Source organism: Tateyamaria omphalii (genome assembly GCF_019802125.1).
GTDB classification, from domain to species: domain Bacteria; phylum Pseudomonadota; class Alphaproteobacteria; order Rhodobacterales; family Rhodobacteraceae; genus Tateyamaria; species Tateyamaria omphalii_B.
The window spans coordinates 323,162-342,398 of the sequence record NZ_JAHVHT010000001.1; the positions used below are offsets into that span (position 1 = coordinate 323,162).

The 19,237-nt window shown below is 61.1% G+C and carries 22 protein-coding genes; 13 read left to right on the forward strand and 9 right to left on the reverse strand.

Annotated elements, in window-relative coordinates:
* Positions 1–67: 67 nt before the first annotated feature.
* Positions 68–1,063 carry a thioredoxin-disulfide reductase gene (gene trxB, locus KUV51_RS01650; protein WP_222519881.1) on the reverse strand — a complete coding sequence of 332 codons (996 nt, stop codon included), beginning with the start codon at positions 1,061–1,063 and terminating at the stop codon, positions 68–70.
* Between the two features lie 189 nt (positions 1,064–1,252).
* Between trxB and KUV51_RS01655 the strand changes: the two genes are divergently transcribed.
* Positions 1,253–1,753 carry an Lrp/AsnC family transcriptional regulator gene (locus KUV51_RS01655; RefSeq protein ID WP_039684255.1) on the forward strand — a complete coding sequence of 167 codons (501 nt, stop codon included), beginning with the start codon at positions 1,253–1,255 and terminating at the stop codon, positions 1,751–1,753.
* 10 nt (positions 1,754–1,763) lie between these two features.
* Here KUV51_RS01655 and KUV51_RS01660 read toward each other — a convergent pair whose 3' ends face one another.
* From KUV51_RS01660 to lgt, 5 genes are all read right to left on the reverse strand, one after another.
* A complete protein-coding gene (locus KUV51_RS01660; RefSeq protein WP_222519882.1) occupies positions 1,764–2,450 on the reverse strand; it encodes a Hint domain-containing protein in 687 nt (228 codons plus the stop codon).
* Between the two features lie 278 nt (positions 2,451–2,728).
* Positions 2,729–2,869, reverse strand: coding sequence for a hypothetical protein (locus KUV51_RS01665; protein ID WP_222519883.1), 141 nt, complete (start codon positions 2,867–2,869; stop codon positions 2,729–2,731).
* A 236-nt stretch (positions 2,870–3,105) separates the two neighbouring features.
* Entirely contained in the window at positions 3,106–3,861 is a 756-nt protein-coding gene (pgeF, locus tag KUV51_RS01670) for a peptidoglycan editing factor PgeF (RefSeq protein WP_222519884.1), read from the reverse strand.
* Positions 3,858–4,919, reverse strand: a complete 1,062-nt coding sequence (locus KUV51_RS01675; protein WP_222519885.1) for a class I SAM-dependent methyltransferase — start codon at positions 4,917–4,919, stop codon at positions 3,858–3,860. Before KUV51_RS01675 ends, pgeF begins: the two co-directional genes overlap by 4 nt.
* Positions 4,916–5,812: a prolipoprotein diacylglyceryl transferase gene (gene lgt, locus KUV51_RS01680; protein WP_222519886.1), complete on the reverse strand. Its 897-nt coding sequence runs from the start codon at positions 5,810–5,812 to the stop codon at positions 4,916–4,918. The genes KUV51_RS01675 and lgt overlap by 4 nt, the downstream gene beginning before the upstream one ends.
* A 96-nt stretch (positions 5,813–5,908) precedes the next feature.
* Here lgt and KUV51_RS01685 point away from each other — a divergent pair, with 96 nt between their 5' ends.
* The 9 genes from KUV51_RS01685 (at position 5,909) to KUV51_RS01725 (ending at position 11,856) form a co-directional block, all read left to right on the forward strand.
* Entirely contained in the window at positions 5,909–6,148 is a 240-nt protein-coding gene (locus tag KUV51_RS01685; RefSeq protein ID WP_039684264.1) for an accessory factor UbiK family protein, read from the forward strand.
* A 282-nt stretch (positions 6,149–6,430) separates the two neighbouring features.
* On the forward strand, positions 6,431–7,039 hold the full coding sequence (locus tag KUV51_RS01690; RefSeq protein ID WP_222519887.1) for a TetR/AcrR family transcriptional regulator: 609 nt from the start codon (positions 6,431–6,433) through the stop codon (positions 7,037–7,039).
* 3 nt (positions 7,040–7,042) lie between these two features.
* The gene (locus tag KUV51_RS01695; RefSeq protein ID WP_222519888.1) at positions 7,043–7,372 is read left to right on the forward strand and encodes a DMT family transporter; all 330 of its coding nucleotides are present in this window, start codon (positions 7,043–7,045) and stop codon (positions 7,370–7,372) included.
* A 19-nt stretch (positions 7,373–7,391) separates the two neighbouring features.
* Positions 7,392–7,733 (forward strand): ClpX C4-type zinc finger protein, encoded by a 342-nt coding sequence (locus tag KUV51_RS01700; protein ID WP_222519889.1) that lies wholly within the window; start codon positions 7,392–7,394, stop codon positions 7,731–7,733.
* Complete coding sequence (locus tag KUV51_RS01705; protein WP_222519890.1) at positions 7,730–8,959, forward strand: M28 family peptidase; 1,230 nt, start codon at positions 7,730–7,732, stop codon at positions 8,957–8,959. Before KUV51_RS01700 ends, KUV51_RS01705 begins: the two co-directional genes overlap by 4 nt.
* 272 nt (positions 8,960–9,231) lie before the next feature.
* Entirely contained in the window at positions 9,232–9,732 is a 501-nt protein-coding gene (locus KUV51_RS01710; RefSeq protein WP_222519891.1) for a YbjN domain-containing protein, read from the forward strand.
* Between the two features lie 30 nt (positions 9,733–9,762).
* Positions 9,763–10,575 carry a pyrroline-5-carboxylate reductase gene (gene proC, locus KUV51_RS01715; protein ID WP_222519892.1) on the forward strand — a complete coding sequence of 271 codons (813 nt, stop codon included), beginning with the start codon at positions 9,763–9,765 and terminating at the stop codon, positions 10,573–10,575.
* A complete protein-coding gene (locus KUV51_RS01720; protein ID WP_222519893.1) occupies positions 10,568–10,906 on the forward strand; it encodes a tRNA-binding protein in 339 nt (112 codons plus the stop codon). The genes proC and KUV51_RS01720 overlap by 8 nt, the downstream gene beginning before the upstream one ends.
* Positions 10,906–11,856: a 2-hydroxyacid dehydrogenase gene (locus KUV51_RS01725; protein WP_222519894.1), complete on the forward strand. Its 951-nt coding sequence runs from the start codon at positions 10,906–10,908 to the stop codon at positions 11,854–11,856. The genes KUV51_RS01720 and KUV51_RS01725 overlap by 1 nt, the downstream gene beginning before the upstream one ends.
* 212 nt (positions 11,857–12,068) lie before the next feature.
* On the opposite strand, the gene KUV51_RS01730 is transcribed toward KUV51_RS01725, so the two are convergent.
* The 3 genes from KUV51_RS01730 to KUV51_RS01740 all read right to left on the reverse strand — a co-directional run bounded on the left by KUV51_RS01730 (position 12,069) and on the right by KUV51_RS01740 (position 14,577).
* Positions 12,069–13,454, reverse strand: a complete 1,386-nt coding sequence (locus KUV51_RS01730) for a PepSY-associated TM helix domain-containing protein (protein WP_222519895.1) — start codon at positions 13,452–13,454, stop codon at positions 12,069–12,071.
* 71 nt (positions 13,455–13,525) lie between these two features.
* Complete coding sequence (locus KUV51_RS01735; RefSeq protein ID WP_222519896.1) at positions 13,526–13,894, reverse strand: hypothetical protein; 369 nt, start codon at positions 13,892–13,894, stop codon at positions 13,526–13,528.
* A gap of 65 nt (positions 13,895–13,959) precedes the next feature.
* Positions 13,960–14,577 carry a response regulator gene (locus KUV51_RS01740; protein ID WP_222519897.1) on the reverse strand — a complete coding sequence of 206 codons (618 nt, stop codon included), beginning with the start codon at positions 14,575–14,577 and terminating at the stop codon, positions 13,960–13,962.
* 151 nt (positions 14,578–14,728) lie between these two features.
* On the opposite strand from KUV51_RS01740, the gene KUV51_RS01745 reads away from it, so the two are divergent.
* From KUV51_RS01745 to KUV51_RS01755, 3 genes are all read left to right on the forward strand, one after another.
* Complete coding sequence (locus KUV51_RS01745; RefSeq protein ID WP_222519898.1) at positions 14,729–15,217, forward strand: molybdopterin-dependent oxidoreductase; 489 nt, start codon at positions 14,729–14,731, stop codon at positions 15,215–15,217.
* 42 nt (positions 15,218–15,259) lie between these two features.
* Positions 15,260–17,800, forward strand: a complete 2,541-nt coding sequence (locus tag KUV51_RS01750) for an ATP-binding protein (RefSeq protein WP_222519899.1) — start codon at positions 15,260–15,262, stop codon at positions 17,798–17,800.
* Between the two features lie 149 nt (positions 17,801–17,949).
* On the forward strand, positions 17,950–19,167 hold the full coding sequence (locus tag KUV51_RS01755; protein WP_222519900.1) for an NAD-dependent epimerase/dehydratase family protein: 1,218 nt from the start codon (positions 17,950–17,952) through the stop codon (positions 19,165–19,167).
* Positions 19,168–19,237: the final 70 nt, after the last annotated feature.

Consider the following 19,237-nt stretch of genomic DNA (forward strand, 5'->3'; position numbering starts at 1 on the left):
AAGGGGGCCAGCCCCCGTCGCTTGCGCGACACCCCCGGGATTTTTCCAAACCAGAGAAGACCTGGACCTATTCCGCTACAGCGCCGTAGCCGAGTGGTTCGGAGACGTCCTTGCCTGCGTCGAGGTCGTGTTCCGCGAGGAACCGTTCAGCTTCGAGTGCCGCTTGGCAGCCCATGCCCGCCGATGTGATCGCCTGCCGGTATTGCCAGTCGGTGATATCACCCGCCGCAAAGACGCCCGGGATCGAGGTTTCGGTGCTGTCGGGCTTGGTCACGACGTAGCCGCCCATATGGGTTTCCAGCGTATCCTTGACCAATTCGTTCGCGGGCGCGTGGCCGATGGCGACAAAGACACCCTTGGCCGGAATGTCCGTGATCTCGCCCGTTTTGACGTTTTTCACTTTCACGCCTTCGACGCCCAGCGGGCTGTCGGTGCCGTAGACTTCTTCCAGTTGGTTGAACCACAGCGGTTCGATCTTGGGGTTCTTGAACAGCCGGTCCTGCAGGATCTTCTCCGCGCGCAACTCGTCACGACGGTGGATGAGCGTAACCTTGGAAGCGAAGTTGGTCAGAAACAGCGCCTCTTCCACGGCCGTGTTGCCACCACCGATCACCACGATTTCCTGCCCGCGGTAGAAGAACCCGTCGCAGGTCGCACAGGCCGAGACACCGAAGCCCTTGAACTTCTCTTCACTTGGAAGACCAAGCCACTTGGCCCGTGCGCCGGTGGCAAGGATGACCGCGTCGGCCACGTACTCCGTGCCGCTGTCGGATTGGGCTACGAAGGGGCGCTTGGACCAGTCGACGGAGGTGATGATATCGCCGATGATTTCGGTGCCCATCGCCTTGGCGTGCTCCTGCATCCGGATCATCAGGTCCGGGCCTTGCACTTCGGTGTCGCCGGGCCAGTTCTCGACTTCCGTTGTGGTGGTCAGCTGGCCGCCGGGCTCGATACCCTGCACAAGGATGGGGTTCAGCATTGCGCGGCTGGCATAGACGCCCGCAGTGTAACCCGCAGGGCCGGAGCCGATGATCAGAACTTTGGTGCGCTTCGTCTCAGCCATTTTCGACCCCCGTCTGGTGTATGAAAGCCCATCCGATATAGACGGGTGCGCAGGCGGTTTGAAGCAGTGATTTGGGCAACCGGGTTGCACGCTGCGCATGGGTATGATTTCGGAATGTTGCGTGCCTGTGAAACTTTATTGCGCGTCCCTGCGAGGCTGTTATAACAACTGCAAATTCAGGGGGCGCTGATGGCAAGCACGCGACTAGATCCGATTGATCGTAAGATTCTGGCAGAACTCCAGGCGGACGGTCGCATGACCAATGTCGAGCTGGCCAAGCGGGTCGGAATCTCCGCCCCGCCCTGTTTGCGCCGGGTGCGGACGCTTGAGGAAAGCGGCTACATCCGCGGCTATCACGCCGATGTGGACAGTCACGAGCTGGGCTTCGAGGTGCAGGTGTTCGCCAATGTCGGCCTCGCCAGCCAGGCGGAGGCGGACCTGAGCGCCTTTGAGGACAAGTGCCGGGCCTGGCCGCTTGTACGTGAGTGCCACATGTTGAACGGCGAGGTGGACTTCATCCTCAAATGCGTGGCGCCTGATCTGTCCAGCTTCCAAAGCTTCCTGACGGGCGAATTGCTGACCACGCCGAACGTGGCGTCGGTCAAGACATCGCTCGTGATCCGGCAGGCCAAGGATGCTCCCGGCGTGCCGTTTGACGTGTTGGAAGAGCGGCTGGCGAAGTCGGCCTAGGCCCCTATCACTAAGCCACAGTATCCGGCTCCGGCGCGCGCGGGTGCGCAAGCGGACCGAAATCGGTGATATGGGCAATGTGCGGAAACATCGACAGGAACAGGTCGCGCTGGGCGTGGGTCACCTGACGGATCGCCTGTAGACCGGGGTGGAAGGTTTCAACCTCAATACCGCCGACATCCACCGCCGCATGGCGGCTCAGGCAGATGTGGAACAGACGGATCGGGGTTGGTGGCACAACCTCGATCACATTCACACCATCGACGAATTCAGCTGCGGGCGTCAGGACCTGCACGCCGCCTGTCGCGCCGCGCAGATGCGGCGGGGTCTGCAAGAGCCGCGCTCCCGGGCCGACGGTGATGAACGACTCGGGTCTATTCAGGCCGAAACTGTCCGCCATCACGCGGATCAAGGGCATGCGGCGGCCGGTGTCGGAGGGCACGAAACTCGATGACCCGATCCACATCACCTGTGCCGGAGCGCCTGCCGACGTGTTCAACCAGTCACCGGGCTGCAGGTCCTCGATCGCGACCATACCGTCGGGGCTCGACAGCACAACACCGCGCGCAAAGGCGGAAAAGGCGGCTTCGAACAACGGCAGGGCAGGGGCCTTGAAAGTCGCGATGCTGCGTGTGCCGTCGGCGCGGAGGGCGGCGACTTCGTATGTGCGGAGAGCGGGGATATTTGGCCGTGCCATTGGGGTCGAATTTCGGTCGTAAGGTGCGCGGGGCATGCGCAAAGCGGCTGGGGACGTCATCAATGTAACCTCGTCATACTGGTCACATCTGTGTCGGCCCCCACCGACGACGACAGACGGAACATGTCCATGTGTCAAGTTAATGGACAATAATTCCCAAAATTGCCGCAAATTGTCAAAGTATCGGGGACATAAACCATAAAGGGCGCACCAATGGTGCGCCCAAGGCCCTATTGTTCAGAAACATACGGACCAGTTTGCCTTAATTTGATTCGGCGTCACGCGCTCTTGCGCATCTCCACGGCAGCCTTCCGGCGCGAGATGAACATGGCGCGGCGTTTGCCACGGGCCCAGGGCATCTGCGGCACGTCCTGTTTGGCGGTGTCGGTGACGGATTTGATGAAGCGTGCGTTTGTCATTGTCTGTCCTCTGCTCAATTGCTTGGGTCTGATCGCCCGTTAAAGAAGAGAATGACGTGGCTTTGGGGCAGGTTTTGGGCCGATGCCGGCAAATCTCAAAAAAGTTGCTGACCTTGTGTGCGCAATTGTGGCGCGGCACCTCGCCCTTGTTTTTGGGGCGATTTTCTACCCCATTGGTTCCGGACTGGAAACAATGGGGCCAAGCTACGGCGCGTGGTGCCCAAATTGCGCCCCAATCACAAAACGATTGCCGATATCAATCGCCCGTAATCGGGGTCCTTTTGATGTACGGACCGGCGGTAGGAGTAAAAGCGGTCAGGGTCAAAATAAGTGCAGTGCCGCATCCACTCGGCGGACGCGATGCCTGCACTGCGCAACCGCTCCAATCCATAGCCGGGTAGATCGAAGTGCATCCTGTCCCCGTCGCCACCTGCGAAAAAACGGGTGTTTTCGGGGTCTTCATCGAGAAATATGTCGAAGAACTCCGGTCCCACCTCGTAAGCGCGCTGGCTGATGGTCGGCCCGATCACTGCATGAATGCGCGCGCGGTCCGCGCCCAGGTCGATCATCGCGTCAATGGTTGCTTCAAGCACGCCTGCCTGCGCGCCCTTCCAACCAGCGTGGGCTGCGCCGATGATCCTTGCTTCGGTATCTGCAAACAAAACAGGCTGGCAGTCTGCAGTCAGAATGGTCAGGACGACGCCAGGCGTCGCGGTAACAATGCCGTCGGCGCTCGGCTTCGGGTCAGGCGGCGCGGTGACCGAAATGGCATCGCCCGAATGCACTTGGTTCACACCTGCCAGCATGTCCGATCCCACACCCAAGGCATCCGCAACGCGGGCACGGTTGATGGCAACGATTTCGGTCTGGTCGGAACTGCCAGTGCCACAGTTCAGGCCTGCAAAAATGCCTGATGACGCGCCGCCCTTTCGCGTGAAAAAGCCGTGCCTGATCGGAGCAAGGCTATCGGCAGTCAGGATTTCCAGTGTCATTGTTCCAGTCCGGGCGGCGGGGCAGCGTGGTCGGGGAAAAGCCCCAGCACCTTGAACAGGTTTCCCATTTCCTCGGGATGCGTCAACCGCCGATGTGCCGCGATGTGTGCTTCCAGTGCGGGACCGTCCAGTTTCTTGGCCAGCGCCTGTGCACGTGCCGTTATGCCAAGCCGTTCAAGAAAGATGCCTTGTGGTGTGACACGGCTATGCGCGATGGGGCCCGCTGCGGCGCACAGCGCTTCAAAATCAACATGCGCCGTCAGGTCTGCATTCCCCGGATCTGCAAGCGGGTTTACAGGCTGATGGTTTTGCAACGCCTGAAACGTGTCGCCCAGCGAACGCCAATCGCCGTAATCTATGATCAGGGCGGCACCACCACGGGTTTGAATGCGTGCAGCGATGGCCGAAAGGATTGGTGCGGCTGTTGGGCAAAGCTCGACCACCTGTTCATCCGAGGTATCGTCAAGCCGGTGATCCAGCAACGCCTGCGGGGCAGCAGGCGACAGACCGAAGGACAGCGCGCCATCGCGCACGCCCACACTTCGCTCGCGCCAACCCGCGCCATCGCGCTGGAACTGGCGGATCGGCAGGGCGTCGAAAAACTCGTTTGCCACCAGCCAAAGCGGCGCGTCTGGCAATGCATCCGCACCATCCACGTGTGCGATGTCATGAGCGCTCAGCGTGGCGCGCTGCGCTGCGCGCAAGGTGGGCGACGCTTCAACAAGTGTTATCTGCGCCGCGGCGTGAAACCCTGGTACACGCGCAGTGGCGCGCAGGATGTCTGCCATCAACGTCCCACGCCCAGGCCCCAATTCGGCAAGGGTAAAGGGGGTAGGCGCACCCTGATCCAGCCAGCTTTGCGCCAGTGACAGCCCCACCAATTCGCCGAACATCTGACTGATCTCGGGGGACGTGGTGAAGTCGCCATCTTCGCCAAGCGGGTCCCGCGTTGCATAATACCCGTACTCGGGATGGAGCAGCGCCTCGGCCATGAAATCGGCGATCGTGATGGGGCCTTGGGATGTGATCCGGGCGATCAGTTGGTCACGCAGACTCATGTCGCGGCAATTGCGCGCCGCTGCGCTCGGGCGATCAGCCACAGCCCCAGCAGGATCATCGGCAGCGACAGGAGCTGCCCCATCGTCAGACCGTAGCCTCCGATGTGCCACGCCAGCCCCAGCGGATTGCCGTCCGAGATGAACTGCGCATCCGGCTGCCGCACGAACTCGACCGCAAAACGGCTGGCGCCATAGCCCAACAGAAACACACCGGTCAGAAAGCCCGGCCGTTTGAAACCCTCACGCCGCCATGCGAGCCAGAGCAGAACGACCAGCAGAACAAAGCCTTCCAGAAAAGCTTCGTAAAGCTGAGAGGGATGGCGCGCACACGCGCCCACCACCTGTGGGCAGAACTGTGCCGCCTGTCCGGGAAAGACAACGCCCCAGGGCACTTCAGTCGGGCGCCCCCACAGCTCGGCATTGATGAAGTTGGCAAAGCGGCCCAACAGCAGACCAGGTGGAACACCCAACGCGACGGCGTCTGCGGTGCTGAGCAGGGGCAGCTTGTGACGCCGCGTATAGAGCCAGAACGCCAGGATCACCCCCAACATCCCGCCATGGAACGACATGCCGCCCTCCCAGATCGCGATGATCGACAGCGGATCGTCCAGATAGGCGCCGGGTTGGTAGAACAGGACATAACCGATCCGCCCGCCCAGCAGCACGCCCAGAATGATCCAGGTCAGCATATCCTCGGTCTGGCCGGGGGTCAGCGGCGGCGTGTTGCCCGGCCACAGCCGCGGCGCCTTCAGCGCCATCACCACCATGCGCCAGCCGATGATGATGCCGACGATGTAAGCCAGCGCATACCAGCGCAGCGCCAGTTCAAAGCCGAAAATCGAGATCGAAAAGATCTCGGGCGAGATGTCGGGAAAGGGAAGGGCGCCTGTCATCTGCGTCTGAATGCCTCTGCTGCCGGGGCAGGTCAACCTTGCCCCGCCTCTCTTTGGTGCCCATATAGGGGGTAGCTTTGAAAGGATCACGACATCATGCAGGCACGCGGCAAGATTTTTGACGACATCTCGCAATTGATGACCAATGCGATGGGCGTGGCCCAGGGCGCGCGGGAAGAGGCCGAGACAGCGATGAAGTCGATGATGGACCGCTGGCTGGCGGACCGTGATTTTGTCACGCGCGAGGAATTCGATGCGGTTCGGGCGATGGCGCAAAAAGCGCGGGAAGAGAACGAAGCCCTCAAGGCCCGGATCGAGGCGCTGGAAGGCAAGTAAAGTCTGCCCAATCACTGACATCACACAGGCCCGGTCGCGTCCGGGCCTTTTTTGTTGGGCGATCAGGCTTTGGGCCATCTCCAACAGGATGCCCTTGGTACGCAGCCAGCGCGGAAAATGACCGTGTTGATCTTCCTCGACCCTGTACGGAACACCGTAAAAACCGACGAATGGAGCGGCCGGTCGCACTCCGAAGTTCGGCGTAGTCAAAAATAGGTCATTGACCAAATTAGTACATTGACCTAATAACACGCGCAATCGCATCAAAAACGAGCACGAAACATGGCCACACCAGCTTCGAAAGGCACCAAGGGAGAGGCGCGGCGGTCGGAAATCATGGCCGAGGCGCGGAAGGTGCTGTTGGATGACGGCTACCAGAAGCTGTCGCTTCGACAGATCGCGGCGCGCCTGAACATTTCTGTCGGCAACCTGCAGTACTATTTCCCCAGCAAGGATGATCTTGTTGAAACGGTGCTCACCCAGGAAATCGATACGTCGCTGCAGCTGATGCACAGTGCGTGGCAGGGCGATGGCGAGGAAGACTCCCCGACACGAAACATCGTCCGCGCGCTCCTGCACCATCACGCCAGCGATGCAGGGCGCTTCTACGCCATCGCAGAGGCGCTCGCCCTGCACGATCCAAGATATGCCCGCTTGAAAGCCCGCGGATACAGCAGTGTCTTCCGCGAGGTCGAGGGTCTCGTCGGCCCCCAGGTTCCGCAGCTGAATGCCGATCAGCGCCGACGGTTGACCCGTATTCTCGTCGCCCTCATCGACGGTGCGTCGCTGCAGATCCAGTTTGGCATGGTCAGCGCCCCCACGACCGCCATCGACGCGCTGGCCGATGATGTCGCCGCTGCAATCTCGCATCTCACCGAAAACTGGAGATAGCATATGCACTGGGTCTATCTGGGCATTGCGATCGTGGCGGAGGTCTGCGGAAGCGCGGCACTCAAAGCGTCGGATGGCTTTACACGGTTCGGCCCGTCCGCTCTGGCCATCATCGGCTTCGGGCTCGCCCTCTACTTCCTGTCCTTGTCGCTGCGGACCCTGCCTCTGGGCGTCGCGTATGCGATCTGGGCCGGGGTCGGCACCGCGCTTATCGCGACGATCAGTGTCCTTGTCTTTCGGCAGTGCATCGACCCGGCCGGCGTTCTGGGCATCGCCCTGATCGTGAGCGGAGTGATCGTGATCAACCTCGTATCAAACGTCGCACAGCATTGAATCAGCAAAGGAGACCGGAATGTTGAGTTGTTCATTTTGCGGGAAGACCGCGGACCAGACGGGCGCCCTTCTGGCTGGCCCTGATGTGAATATCTGCGACGAATGCATCGCCGTCGGCGTCCGAACCATCGAGACACGCGATGCGCTGGAACTTGCGGCCGTGGACCGTGACGCTCCGACCGTGGCCAAAGACGAAGTCCTGCTGAGCCAGATGGCCGCCACCTCCGAGCTGGTGGACCGGCAATGCGAACGGCTGCACGCGCAGATCCGGGAGATTCGCGACCGTGGCATCGGTTGGCAGGCCATCGGCGCATCGCTGGGCATGGATCAACAGACGGCAGAGGAACGCTTTGGCGCATGACGACCCGTTCCGCCCGGCGCTCACGCGCGACAAGCCTGCTGCGGCGCGAGTTCATTCTCGGGGCCATTGATCAACATCTGCGCCACCTGACACAGACCATCACCGACCGCAGTGTCGGCGCGCCGGGAAATCTGGCCGCAACGGACTATGTACGCGACGCCTTCTGGAACTATGGTTGGGCGGTCGACATGCAAGAGTTCGAGGTTTTGGACTGGGTAGACGGTGACGCATGGGCCCGTCTGGACGGTGGGGTCCGTTTGACCTGTTCCGCCAGTCCATATTCGTCGGGATGCGATGTGCAGGGACCTCTCGTTGTCGCATCCAGTCTCGATGACATTCGGCAAGCCAAAACCGATGGCGCAGTGCTGCTTTTGACAGGTGACATCGCCCAAACGCCTTTCATGCCCAAGAACTTCCCGTTCTACCGGGACGACACACAGCAAAAGATCATCGCAACGCTCGAAGCGTCGGGTGCTGCGGCCATCATATGCGCGACGCCACACCCACCGATGATCGAGGATGGCGACTTTGACTTGCCAACGGTGTGCCTGACCGAGAACGCATGGCTTGACCTGAGCGCACATGAGGGCCGCGAGGTCCACGTGCAATCCAATTGCCGCAGGCGTCCATCCGTCGGCCGGAATGTCATCGCGCGCATCGGCAAGGCCGAGCGCGGGACACTCATCATCACAGCGCACATCGACGCAAAAAAGGGTGCGCCCGGTGCGCTGGACAACGCCACGGGCGTCACGATGCTGCTTGTGCTGGCGCGGGCGCTGGCTGCGTATGATGGACCTTACGCCATCGAACTTGTCGCGCTCAATGGAGAGGACCACTACGCCGTACCCGGACAGATGGCGTATCTGTCGTCACAGCCGGACCTCGGCAAATCCTGCGCATTGAACATCAACATCGACGGCATCGGCTATGTTGAGGGAAAGACGGCCTATTCATTTTTTCAGCTTCCACCGCTTTATCGCAGTGCGGCACAGCGCTTGTTGGCTTCGCACCCCAACGCATGTGAGGGGATCCAGTGGCCGCAGGGGGATCACGCGATCTTTGTGCAGGCCGGATGCCCCGCTATCGCCGTGACCTCCCAGTGGTTGCTGGACAACATGCACACACAAGCGGTGACACATTCGCCGTCAGATCAAATGGGGGTGGTCAATCCCGAACGGCTGGTGGAAAGCGTCCTGGCGTTGCAGCGATTTGTTGAGGCGATCTGACACCACCAAGCCACTCAATCTACGTCAAGCGGTTGTGTGCTTATGGCATCGCGCCTGATAGGGCGCTGGGTCAGCGACCGCCCCATCTTGCCCATCAAACCACCATATCCCCAACTTATTGAGGTTATCCCCAAATAAAGGGTTGCCAGATGGCAAACCCACCGTCACCATATCTGGTAGAGGCACGGGGGATCGCCCCGAGATCTCAGAGCAGGCACCTAGCGCTTGGGGCGCTGCCAGCCCCCCGCGCTACAGCAATAAGAGGTGGCACCATGGCACTTTCCGAGCAGTTCCTGGAAGATGAAATTCATCCCATCGACATCGTCGAACATCTGGCCGAGCACCACGAATGGGACTTCGACCGCATCGCCGACGACCAGATCGCGATGGCCGTCGAAGGACAATGGCGCACCTATTCCATCACGCTCGCCTGGTCGGGCTATGACGAAACGCTTCGCATGGTCTGCACTTTCGAAATGGAGCCGCCGGAAGAGAAACTCGGCGGTCTCTACGAGCTGTTGAACCACGTGAACGACCAGTGCTGGGCGGGCAGCTTCACCTATTGGGAAGAGCAGAAGCTGATGGTCTACCGCTATGGCCTGGTCCTGTCGGGCGGCCAGATGGCCTCGGCCGAGCAGATCGACACCATGATCGGCGCCGCCGTGATGAGTGCGGAGCGGTACTATCCCGCGCTGCAACTCCTGGTCTGGGGGGACCGGACACCCAAGGACGCCATGCAGGTCGCTATTGCGGAGGCCTATGGCCGCGCCTAACCTGCGCCCCTGAACGAACGGGGGTTTTCCATGCAAGACAGTCGTATCGCAGCCCGGGGCCTCGTGCTTCTGGGCTGTGGCAAGATGGGCTCGACGATGCTCGCCGGATGGCTCGACCGGGGCTTGCCACCAAGCTCGGTTTGGGTTCAGGACCCAGCCCCCTCGCTTTGGGTCCATGGCTCGGGCGTGCATGTGAACGCCGAACTGCCCAGTGATCCTGCCGTCATCTTAATCGCCGTGAAGCCTCAGATGATGGGCGATGCATTGCCCGACATCACGGCCTTTGGCGGCGGTGATACCGTCTTCATCTCTGTCGCCGCGGGGACGCCGCTGTCGGCCTTCGAAGCGGCGTTTGGCGCTGCATCCCCCATCGTCCGCGCCATGCCCAACACCCCCGCCGCCGTGGGGCGCGGGATCACGGCGATCTGCTCCAATGCCGCTGGTCAAGGCGCACTGGATGAGGCTGAGATGCTGCTGTCGGCCGTGGGTGAGGTGGTCCGGCTCGAGGGCGAACACCAGATGGATGCCGTCACCGGCGTCAGTGGATCGGGTCCTGCGTATGTGTTCCATCTGATCGAAACTCTGGCCGCCGGCGGCGTGGCGCAAGGTTTGCCAGAAGACCTCGCTATGCAGCTTGCCAAAGCCACGGTTGCGGGGGCGGGACATCTCGCCGTGGAGGCAGATGAAGACCCGGGCCAACTGCGCGTCAACGTGACCAGCCCCAATGGCACAACACAGGCTGCGCTTGAGGTTTTGATGGATGAAAAGTCCGGATTTCCCAGCCTGTTGCCGCGCGCAGTTAAAGCAGCAAGTGAACGGTCAAAGGAGCTGTCCCGTGGCTGAGATTTCCTTTGACGACTTCATGAAGGTCGACATCCGCGTCGGCCGTGTGATCAAGGCCGAACCCTTCCCCGAAGCGCGCAAACCCGCCATCAAGATGTGGGTCGATTTCGGCGGTGAGATCGGCGAGCGCAAGACCTCGGCCCAGGTGACGGTGCACTATGACCCTGGGACGCTGGTGGGCCGACAGGTGATGGCGGTCGTCAACTTTCCGCCCCGCCAGATCGGTCCCTTCATGTCCGAGGTTCTGGTTCTCGGGTTTCCCGATGACAAAGGCGACATCGTGTTGGCAACGCCGGACAAGGATGTGCCTGTCGGCGGGCGGATGCACTGATGAAACTCTGGATTACACGGCCCTTGCCGGACAAGGTGATCGACGCGGCGCGCGTGCTGGGCGACGTCGAGGTGCGGCAGGAGACGTTGCCTCTGACCGCCAACGAATTGCGCCGCGCGCTCACGGAATTTGACGTGGTCCTGCCGACGCTGGGCGATCTGTTTTCGGCGGAGGTTTTTGACGACTTTCCCAATCCGCGCTGCAAGCTGCTTGCCAATTTCGGCGTGGGTTACAATCACATCGACGTCGCGGCAGCCAAGGCAAGAGGCGTCGATGTTAGCAACACACCGGGTGCGGTCACGGATGCGACTGCGGACATCGGAATGATGCTGATCCTGATGTCGGCCCGCCGTGCGGCAGAGGGCGAGCGGCTGGTGCGGACGGGCGCGTGGCCGGGCTGGCATCCGACGCAGATGCTGGGGCTGCATGTCACGGACAAGCGCTTGGGCATTGTGGGTATGGGCCGCATCGGGCAGGCCATTGCGCGGCGCTGTCATTTCGGGTTCGGGATGGACGTTTCCTATTTCAGCCGTTCGGAGAAGACGCTGGATTTCCCGGCCACTCGGATGGCGTCACTGACCGCACTTGCGGGTGCGGTAGATGTGCTGGTGGTCGCTGTCCCCGGGGGGACAGACACGCGGCATTTGATTGGGGCGGAGGTGTTCGAGGCGATGCAGGATCACGCGCATCTCGTGAACATCGCGCGTGGGGATGTGGTGGATGAGGCGGCTTTGATTACCGCTTTGGAAGCGCGGAGCATTGGTGGCGCGGGGCTGGATGTTTATGAGCATGAGCCTGCGGTGCCGGAGGCTTTGCGGGCTTTGGACAACGTCACTTTGCTCCCGCATCTGGGCACTGCTGCGCTTGAGGTGCGGGAGGCGATGGGGATGATGGCGGTGGAGAATGTGGCCGCGTTTTTGGACGGAAAACCGCTGCCGAATGCGGTTTGAGTGGGTTTGTCCCCGCGGGGACACGCTGTTCGATCCGTTTGTGATTTGTTCAGCGGTTTCGAGTCCGCTTGCTGGATCAAGGGGTTGGGCGGCGTACGGTCGGTTTCAGAGATTTTAACCAGCGAAAACGCATGCTGCATCCCGGCACCGGCTGGTCCCCGTACGGGGCGAAAACATGGGCGCAGCGATTGCCGTTGCTGCGCCCGTTTTTACTACGTCAGGCTTTGGCGCAAGCCGGGCAGGCGTGACAGGATCAGCGTGTCGAGCGCCAGCACAGTCAGCAGGGCAACACCCGCCATCGGGAAGGCCATGCAGACAGCGAGACCCACCAGAACTGCGCCCTGCCAGAGCGGCAATTCACGTGGCATGGGCGGGGCGGCGAGGCGTCCGGCCTTGCTGGGCCGACGTTTCCACCACAGCACAACAGAACTGAAGCAGAGAAACAGGACCGACAGGCACACAACCGTGTTGGCCAGAACGCTCCAAAAGCCGAGCGTGCCCATGTGCAGCGCGATACCGACGGCCATGGCCTTGCCCGCGAGGGAATAGTCTTCGTACCGGACGTCGGCGAGGATCTTGCCGGTATACTGATCTACGTGGACAGTGCGGTCTGTGGTCGGGGCGGTGCTGTCAGTGCTCATCGAGTCGCGGCTCAGCGTCCAGACGCCGGTGTCACCGCTGGGCAGGTTGAGTTGGTAGCGGGCGTCGAAGCCGATGGTGCGGGCCAATGCGTCCACGCTGTCGAAGGTGACAGGGCTGGTCACACCTGTGATGCCGGTGTCGCTGCCAGAGGCGGGCATCGGCGTTTGTTCCAGCGCCCACGGCACTTCGCGCCGGTCGTGGTTCATGCTGGCGTGGATGTCGTCGGAGAGGGGCACGTTGTCCCATTTCTCTGCCGGGAACTGGCTCCACGCCTGAACGATCTTGCCGCCCCAGATCCCGGCCCAGGCGAGGCCGGAGATCAGGAAGAAGACCAGAAAGATCGACATCCAGATGCCCACGACGCCGTGCAGGGACTTCCAAAGGTTGCGACCCGTGCCGAAGCTGGGCACCAGCGCCCGACGCCAGCCTGTACCGCGCGGCCACCACATGTAGAGGCCGGTCGCCACCAGCATCAGCGTGAGCGAGGCCGCCGTTTCGAGGATGCGGTCGCCGGTGACGCCCAGCATCAGGTTGCCGTGGATGTTGTCGAAAAAGTCGTACCAACCGCTGCGGCGGGGGAAGGTTTCGATCACTTGCGCGGTGTAAGGATCGACGGCCACCATCGTGGCATCGCCGTCAGCGTCCACGCGGAAGAGGGCGGCCAGATCATCCCGGCGCGGAGCCACGTATTGCTTGAGGGTGCCGCCCGGCACGGCCGCCACGGCGGCGTCGGCCTGTATCGAGACGGCTTGCGTGGTGCCTTGAGGGACGACTGCAGTGCGCTCACCATCGCGCCCGTCAATCCAGGCGATCCAGAGCATCATCATGCCGGTGAAGGCAAGGATGATCAGGAAGGGGATCACGGCGAGACCGGCGTAGAAATGCCAGCGCCAGGCGGCGAAATAGATCTTGTTTGCGCCGCCCTCGGGCTGCGCGTCGGTGTGTGTCATGGTCATTGAACGGCTCCAAGTCTGAAGGACCGCGGCATATGCACCGCGGGCAAAGAAGGGATAAATTTTGCGCAGGTTCAGGCGTGGGGCGGGGCGCGCACAAGCCGTGCGGCGTCGAGACCATGGCGTTCGATCAGCCGTTTGGCGATGAAGCTGAAGGCAAAGATCTTGGCCAGTGTGAGAGGCCGGTCGGTGCAGTGCCCGCTTGGCCACAAGGCAGTGTCGCTGATGCGGCAAGCCTCGCATTTCTGGATATGCACCTGGCTTCCGCCGTCGAACGGGCCACAGAGATCTGCCAGTGATCCTCCCGCAGCGACATATGCCGCAAGTTCGGGTGACGGGGTTTCGGGCTGCGCGGTCTGATGTGCAAAGCCGATGGTCGCAAGGGCGACCATGACAGCACAGATCAGGCTGAGTTTGCAGAATTGGAGAGCGCGCGACACCATGCAAGCGGGATTAACAAGTTTTGCAACGCCACAACAGCGGAGGATTGCCGCACCGGGCGGGTTGGTCAGAACAGGTGGTTTTCCTTGGCCAGCAAGGCGGCTTGCGTGCGGTTGGACACGTTGAGCTTGGCAAGCAGGTTTTTGACATGCAGCTTTACCGTCACCTCCTGAACCCCGAGATTTCGCGCGATTTCCTTGTTCGATAGGCCGATGCAGAGCTGTTCGAGTGTTTGCATCTCGCGTTCGGAGAGGTCCGCGAATTGGCCGGTCGGTGTTTCTGCCTGCTTTGGTTCGGCGAAGTCGAAGGGAAAGTACCGCTCGCCTGCCAGCACGAATTTGATCGCGTTGACCATGGATTTCGCGGCGAGCCGTTTGGGGATGAAGCCATCGGCCCCCTGGGCCATTGCGGCGTTGGCGACATCCTTGTTTGCGACACCCGACATCAGCACCACTTTGGTGGCCGGATGTGTCTTGCGCGCCCGTTCCAGCCCATCGAGCCCGTTCATGCCCGGCATGTTGTAGTCGAGAATCAACATGTCGACCGCTTCCAGTCCTTTCATGTTGTCCAGCGCCGCGTCGAAGTTTGATGCTGTAAGCACCGTGAACCCTTCGGCCGTTTCGAGATAGGCGGCAATCGTGTCCCGCACGAGGTCGTGATCATCAGCGATGAGAATGCACGGCATGGCTGGTTCCCTGGTTCTATCCGTCTTGTGGCACCCAAACGTGCCCAAATCGTGGCGTTCCTATACTTTGGTATAGGTGGCTATGCCGATGCCCTCAAACATTTCCTGAAGTTCAGGTTACGACGCTCTCAAGGAAGAGAAAGGAATGACCATGGCACGGATCCACCACTCACGGACACTGGCCGGAATTTTCTGTTTTTTCCTGGCCTGGGCGCTGCCCGCGATCGCGCAGGACGCGCTCAGGCTACAGGTGACTGACGGCAACGGGGATACCGTCTCGCTCGGCTTTGACGAGTTGGACGCGTTGCCGCAGTCCGAGTTCACGACGTCTACGATCTGGACCGATGGGAAGGTGCGGTTCTCGGGTGTGCCTCTGAAGGTGCTGCTCGATTCGGTAGAGGCGGAGGGCACAGCGGTCGAAATGATCGCGCTGAACGATTACTTGGTTACATTGCCCTATGATGAACTCGAAGAGGACGTGCCCCTTGTCGCGACCCGCATGAACGGGGAGCAAATGTCGGTACGCGACAAGGGGCCGTTCTGGGTGGTCTACCCGTATGACCGGCATTGGAAGTACCGGACCGAGACGCGCTATGCGCTGAGCATCTGGCAGTTGAACCGCCTGAATGTTGTGGATTGAATGCGCGCCATGCGTCGTGTGACGTGAAGGTGGAGGGCGCGTATGACGATCGGACTTAATCGCTATCGCATTGTGATATCGGCGGGCTTCGGCCTGCTGATCCTTTTGCTTGCGGTCATGGTCGCGAACCTTGCCATGCAGATGCGAAACCTGTCGTTGGCGGCTGGAGACAACACGCAGTGGAGCATTGCGCAGCTTGATACCGAGTTTGCCAATCTCAATGCGATCCTGACCGACCAATTGGCGGACCGCAGTTTTTCCGAAGACGAGGTGCAATTGCGCATCGACATTGCGCTAAGCCGGTTGGACATCATCAATTCGGGCCGGGCGGCGGCCATTTTCGGCGACAGCGTCGAGGCTGCGGAGCTCATCGCACCCATCAATGCCTTCGCCGACGCCACCATTCCGCTGCTCGACAAGCCCGGACCGCTGAACGAGGCGGACATGCGGCAGATCCAGCAGATGGTGCGCGATGTACGCCTGGATGTGCGTGGCATTGCACTTCTGGGTGTCCGGTTGGGTGCTGAGCAGAGCCAGACACGGCGTGCCGGTTTCGCACGGCAGCTTCTGTGGACCGGTGGCGTTGCCATCGGCCTTTTGATCCTGATGGGCATTCTGCTGCAGGTCCTGGTGCGTCTGCTTGATCGGGCCGCACAGCGGGATCGCGAGTTGCTGACCTCGTCCAAGAAGCTGGCTTCGACGGTGGCGGCGTCACTTGATGCGATTGTGACGTCAGACGAGGAGGGCCGGATCATCGGCTTCAACGAAGCGGCGGAGGGCGTCTTTGGCTGGCGGCGGAAAGATATCATCGGCCAGAAGATGGACGATACCATCATCCCGCACCGCATGCGCGAGGCGCATCGTGACGGGATGGAGCGGTATCTCAAGACAAACGAGCCGCGCGTGGTCGATTCCGGGCGTTTCGAGCTGGCGGCGCTGCGCAAGAGCGGTGAGGAGTTTCCGGTCGAGCTGAACATCACTACCACGGATGTTGCGGGGCAGAAGAGTTTCATCGCCTATGTCCGGGACATCAGTGAGCGCAAGATCAACGAACAGAAGCTGATCGACGCCCGCGACCGGGCGCAGACCATGGACAAGGCCAAGACGCGATTCCTTGCCATCATGAGCCACGAGATCCGCACACCTCTTAACGGTATTCTGGGCGTGCTCGACCTGCTCAAGACGACGTCGCTGACCCAGCAACAGGAACGCTATGCCAAGATCGCCACGGCTTCGAGCGAGATCTTATTGGAATATGTAAACGAGGCACTTGATATCACCCGCATCGAAGGCGGGGCCTTGCAATTCTCGCCCCAGGACTTCGACCTCGTGAACCTGATGACAAATCTGGTCGACGTGCTGGACCCGCTGGCACGGGAAAAGCAGCTTGCCCTGTCGCTGCACGTCGCCGACGGGATGCGGATGTGTTTTCATGGCGACAACAATCGCATCCGGCAGATCCTGACCAATCTGATCGGCAACGCCATCAAGTTCACCGACAGCGGTGCGGTCAAGGTTTCGGTAACCGGCATACATGGTCCCGCAACGACATCCGTGCGGTTTGCGGTCTGCGACACGGGCGCAGGCATCGCGCCGGACGATCAGGAACATGTGTTCGAAGACTTCGTTTCGCTTGCCCAAGGCGCCGGGCGCCAGAGCCGCGGCGATGGGCTGGGTCTGTCGATTGCCCGTCGTATCGCGCGGGAAATGGGCGGCGACATCACGCTCGACAGCCAAGCCGGAGCCGGCTCGACCTTCACCCTGATCTTGCCCTTGCACAGATGCGAAAGCCAAACCGTTGAAGCTGCCGCTGTTCCCGAAGATGTGGTGCAGACCAAGGACGCCTATTCGGTGCTGATCGCGGAAGACAATGACATCAATCGCAAGGTGCTGCGCGACATGCTTGAGGGGATGGGGCTCCGTGTCGAGGAGGCGGTGAACGGGGCCGATTGCCTGGACAAGACTGCGGACGAGCGGTTCGACCTGATCTTCATGGATATCAGCATGCCCGTGATGGGTGGCGTGGAAGCGACCGAGAAGCTGCGGGCAGGCGGTGGGCCAAATGCGGATACTCAGGTTGTCGGGCTGACGGCGCATGGCAAGGAAGAATACCGCGACACCGCTGAACGCGCCGGGATGAACCGCTTTCACACGAAACCCATTCGTCTGGACGCGCTGCGCACCATATTTGCCGAACTGAACGAAGCCGCTCAGGGTGCGGACGATCAGGGGCTGGAGAATGATGCCCTGTCCGAGTTGATTGATGTTCTGGGTGCCGAAAAGGTGACGGCCACGGGCCATGTCTTTTTTGATGAATTGCGCGTGTTTCTGGAAGAGTCGCGGGATGTGCAGGATACCAAACCCTTGAAGGCTCTGGCCGCCGCCGCGCACAAGTTGGCCGGTGCGGCCGCATTGTTGGGGCAGGTTCGGCTGATGCCTGCATTGACCGCGTGCGAAGACCATGCGGGCGATGGTGAGCTTGCCGCCTTTGTCGAACGGCGTGCCGAGCTGGCCGGGATGGCGGATGCGGCCCGATCCGCGTTCGACAAGCGCCTGGTGCGCGCCGCACGGGCTACTTCTTAAGTCTGATGCACTGTTCTTTGGGATAGGTGGCGTATCCAAATGCGCCTCATACTATCCCTTCCCGCCGCCCAGCATACGGCCTGGGCTGGCTAATGTTCCTTCATCACAACCCGGGCCGCTTGGAGGGGCCCAGATGGAGGAGCTGAAAAATGGCACAAAATCAGAATATTATGATCGTTGGGGGAGATGGGTTTTGCGGTTGGCCGACGGCGCTGCACCTGTCGCAGCTTGGTCACAACATCACGATCGTCGACAACCTGTCGCGGCGCAGAATTGATGAAGAGCTTGGGGCGGACAGCCTGACCCCGATCGCATCGGTCGAACAACGCCTGGCCGCATGGAAAGAGACAACCGGCCATGTCATCGGTTTTGCCAAGATCGACGTGGCGCATGAATACGAGTCGCTGGTCGAGTTGATGTCGATGCTGCGCCCCGACACCATCATCCATTTCGGTGAACAGCGTGCCGCCCCATATTCGATGAAAAGCGTTTCGCAGAAGCGCTACACCGTCGATAACAACATCTCGGGTACGCACAACCTGCTGGCCGCGTCGGTCGAGTTGGGCCTTGATCCGCACTTTGTCCACCTGGGCACGATGGGTGTCTATGGCTACGACGATGACGGGCTCGAGATCCCCGAAGGCTACCTGCCGGTCTATGTGCCCGGCGATGACAAGCAGATCATGAAGCGGGACATCCTGTATCCGACCAACCCGGGCAGCGTGTACCACCTGACCAAGTCGATGGATCAGCTTCTGTTCCAGTTCTATGCCAAGAACGACCGGTTGCGGATCACTGATCTGCACCAGGGCATCGTCTGGGGCACCCAGACCGAAGAGACCAAGCTGGACGAACGCCTGATCAACCGCTTTGACTACGATGGCGACTACGGCACGGTACTCAACCGGTTTTTGATGCAGGCCGTGGTGGGTCATCCGTTGACCGTGCATGGCACAGGCGGGCAGACCCGTGCATTCATCCACATTCAGGACACCGTGAAGTGTCTGGCGCTCGCTGTTGCCAATCCGCCCGCACGGGACGGCAAGGTCGCGATCCTCAACCAGATGACTGAAACGCATTCGGTGCGGTCCTTGGCCCAGTTGATTGCCAAGACCTCCGGCGCGCGGGTGGCCTATGTCGACAATCCGCGCAACGAGGCGGCGGAGAATGATCTCCGTGTGTCCAACAGGACCTTCCTGTCTCTGGGTTTGAACCCGATCACGCTGGCGGAAGGGCTCTTGGACGAGACCCAGCAGGTGGCGGCGAAATATGCCCGCCGGTGCAAGCGCGACATGATCCCGTGCGTGTCCACATGGACGGACAATCAGCGCCCCGGCCTGGTGTGCCAGGCAGGTCGCGCGGCCTGAGTGAGTAGCACCGCCGCTGTCTCGCTTGGAGGTGGGGCAGCGGCGGCCCTTGTCGCGAACTTCAAACCAA

What these genes read in the sequence shown, in the direction of transcription:
- trxB (WP_222519881.1), bottom strand. Translation starts at nt 1,063, where the DNA reads ATGGCTGAGACGAAGCGCACCAAAGTTCTGATCATCGGCTCCGGCCCT.
- KUV51_RS01655 (WP_039684255.1), top strand. Translation starts at nt 1,253, where the DNA reads ATGGCAAGCACGCGACTAGATCCGATTGATCGTAAGATTCTGGCAGAA.
- KUV51_RS01660 (WP_222519882.1), bottom strand. Translation starts at nt 2,450, where the DNA reads ATGGCACGGCCAAATATCCCCGCTCTCCGCACATACGAAGTCGCCGCC.
- KUV51_RS01665 (WP_222519883.1), bottom strand. Translation starts at nt 2,869, where the DNA reads ATGACAAACGCACGCTTCATCAAATCCGTCACCGACACCGCCAAACAG.
- pgeF (WP_222519884.1), bottom strand. Translation starts at nt 3,861, where the DNA reads ATGACACTGGAAATCCTGACTGCCGATAGCCTTGCTCCGATCAGGCAC.
- KUV51_RS01675 (WP_222519885.1), bottom strand. Translation starts at nt 4,919, where the DNA reads ATGAGTCTGCGTGACCAACTGATCGCCCGGATCACATCCCAAGGCCCC.
- lgt (WP_222519886.1), bottom strand. Translation starts at nt 5,812, where the DNA reads ATGACAGGCGCCCTTCCCTTTCCCGACATCTCGCCCGAGATCTTTTCG.
- KUV51_RS01685 (WP_039684264.1), top strand. Translation starts at nt 5,909, where the DNA reads ATGCAGGCACGCGGCAAGATTTTTGACGACATCTCGCAATTGATGACC.
- KUV51_RS01690 (WP_222519887.1), top strand. Translation starts at nt 6,431, where the DNA reads ATGGCCACACCAGCTTCGAAAGGCACCAAGGGAGAGGCGCGGCGGTCG.
- KUV51_RS01695 (WP_222519888.1), top strand. Translation starts at nt 7,043, where the DNA reads ATGCACTGGGTCTATCTGGGCATTGCGATCGTGGCGGAGGTCTGCGGA.
- KUV51_RS01700 (WP_222519889.1), top strand. Translation starts at nt 7,392, where the DNA reads ATGTTGAGTTGTTCATTTTGCGGGAAGACCGCGGACCAGACGGGCGCC.
- KUV51_RS01705 (WP_222519890.1), top strand. Translation starts at nt 7,730, where the DNA reads ATGACGACCCGTTCCGCCCGGCGCTCACGCGCGACAAGCCTGCTGCGG.
- KUV51_RS01710 (WP_222519891.1), top strand. Translation starts at nt 9,232, where the DNA reads ATGGCACTTTCCGAGCAGTTCCTGGAAGATGAAATTCATCCCATCGAC.
- proC (WP_222519892.1), top strand. Translation starts at nt 9,763, where the DNA reads ATGCAAGACAGTCGTATCGCAGCCCGGGGCCTCGTGCTTCTGGGCTGT.
- KUV51_RS01725 (WP_222519894.1), top strand. Translation starts at nt 10,906, where the DNA reads ATGAAACTCTGGATTACACGGCCCTTGCCGGACAAGGTGATCGACGCG.
- KUV51_RS01730 (WP_222519895.1), bottom strand. Translation starts at nt 13,454, where the DNA reads ATGACCATGACACACACCGACGCGCAGCCCGAGGGCGGCGCAAACAAG.
- KUV51_RS01735 (WP_222519896.1), bottom strand. Translation starts at nt 13,894, where the DNA reads ATGGTGTCGCGCGCTCTCCAATTCTGCAAACTCAGCCTGATCTGTGCT.
- KUV51_RS01740 (WP_222519897.1), bottom strand. Translation starts at nt 14,577, where the DNA reads ATGCCGTGCATTCTCATCGCTGATGATCACGACCTCGTGCGGGACACG.
- KUV51_RS01745 (WP_222519898.1), top strand. Translation starts at nt 14,729, where the DNA reads ATGGCACGGATCCACCACTCACGGACACTGGCCGGAATTTTCTGTTTT.
- KUV51_RS01750 (WP_222519899.1), top strand. Translation starts at nt 15,260, where the DNA reads ATGACGATCGGACTTAATCGCTATCGCATTGTGATATCGGCGGGCTTC.
- KUV51_RS01755 (WP_222519900.1), top strand. Translation starts at nt 17,950, where the DNA reads ATGGCACAAAATCAGAATATTATGATCGTTGGGGGAGATGGGTTTTGC.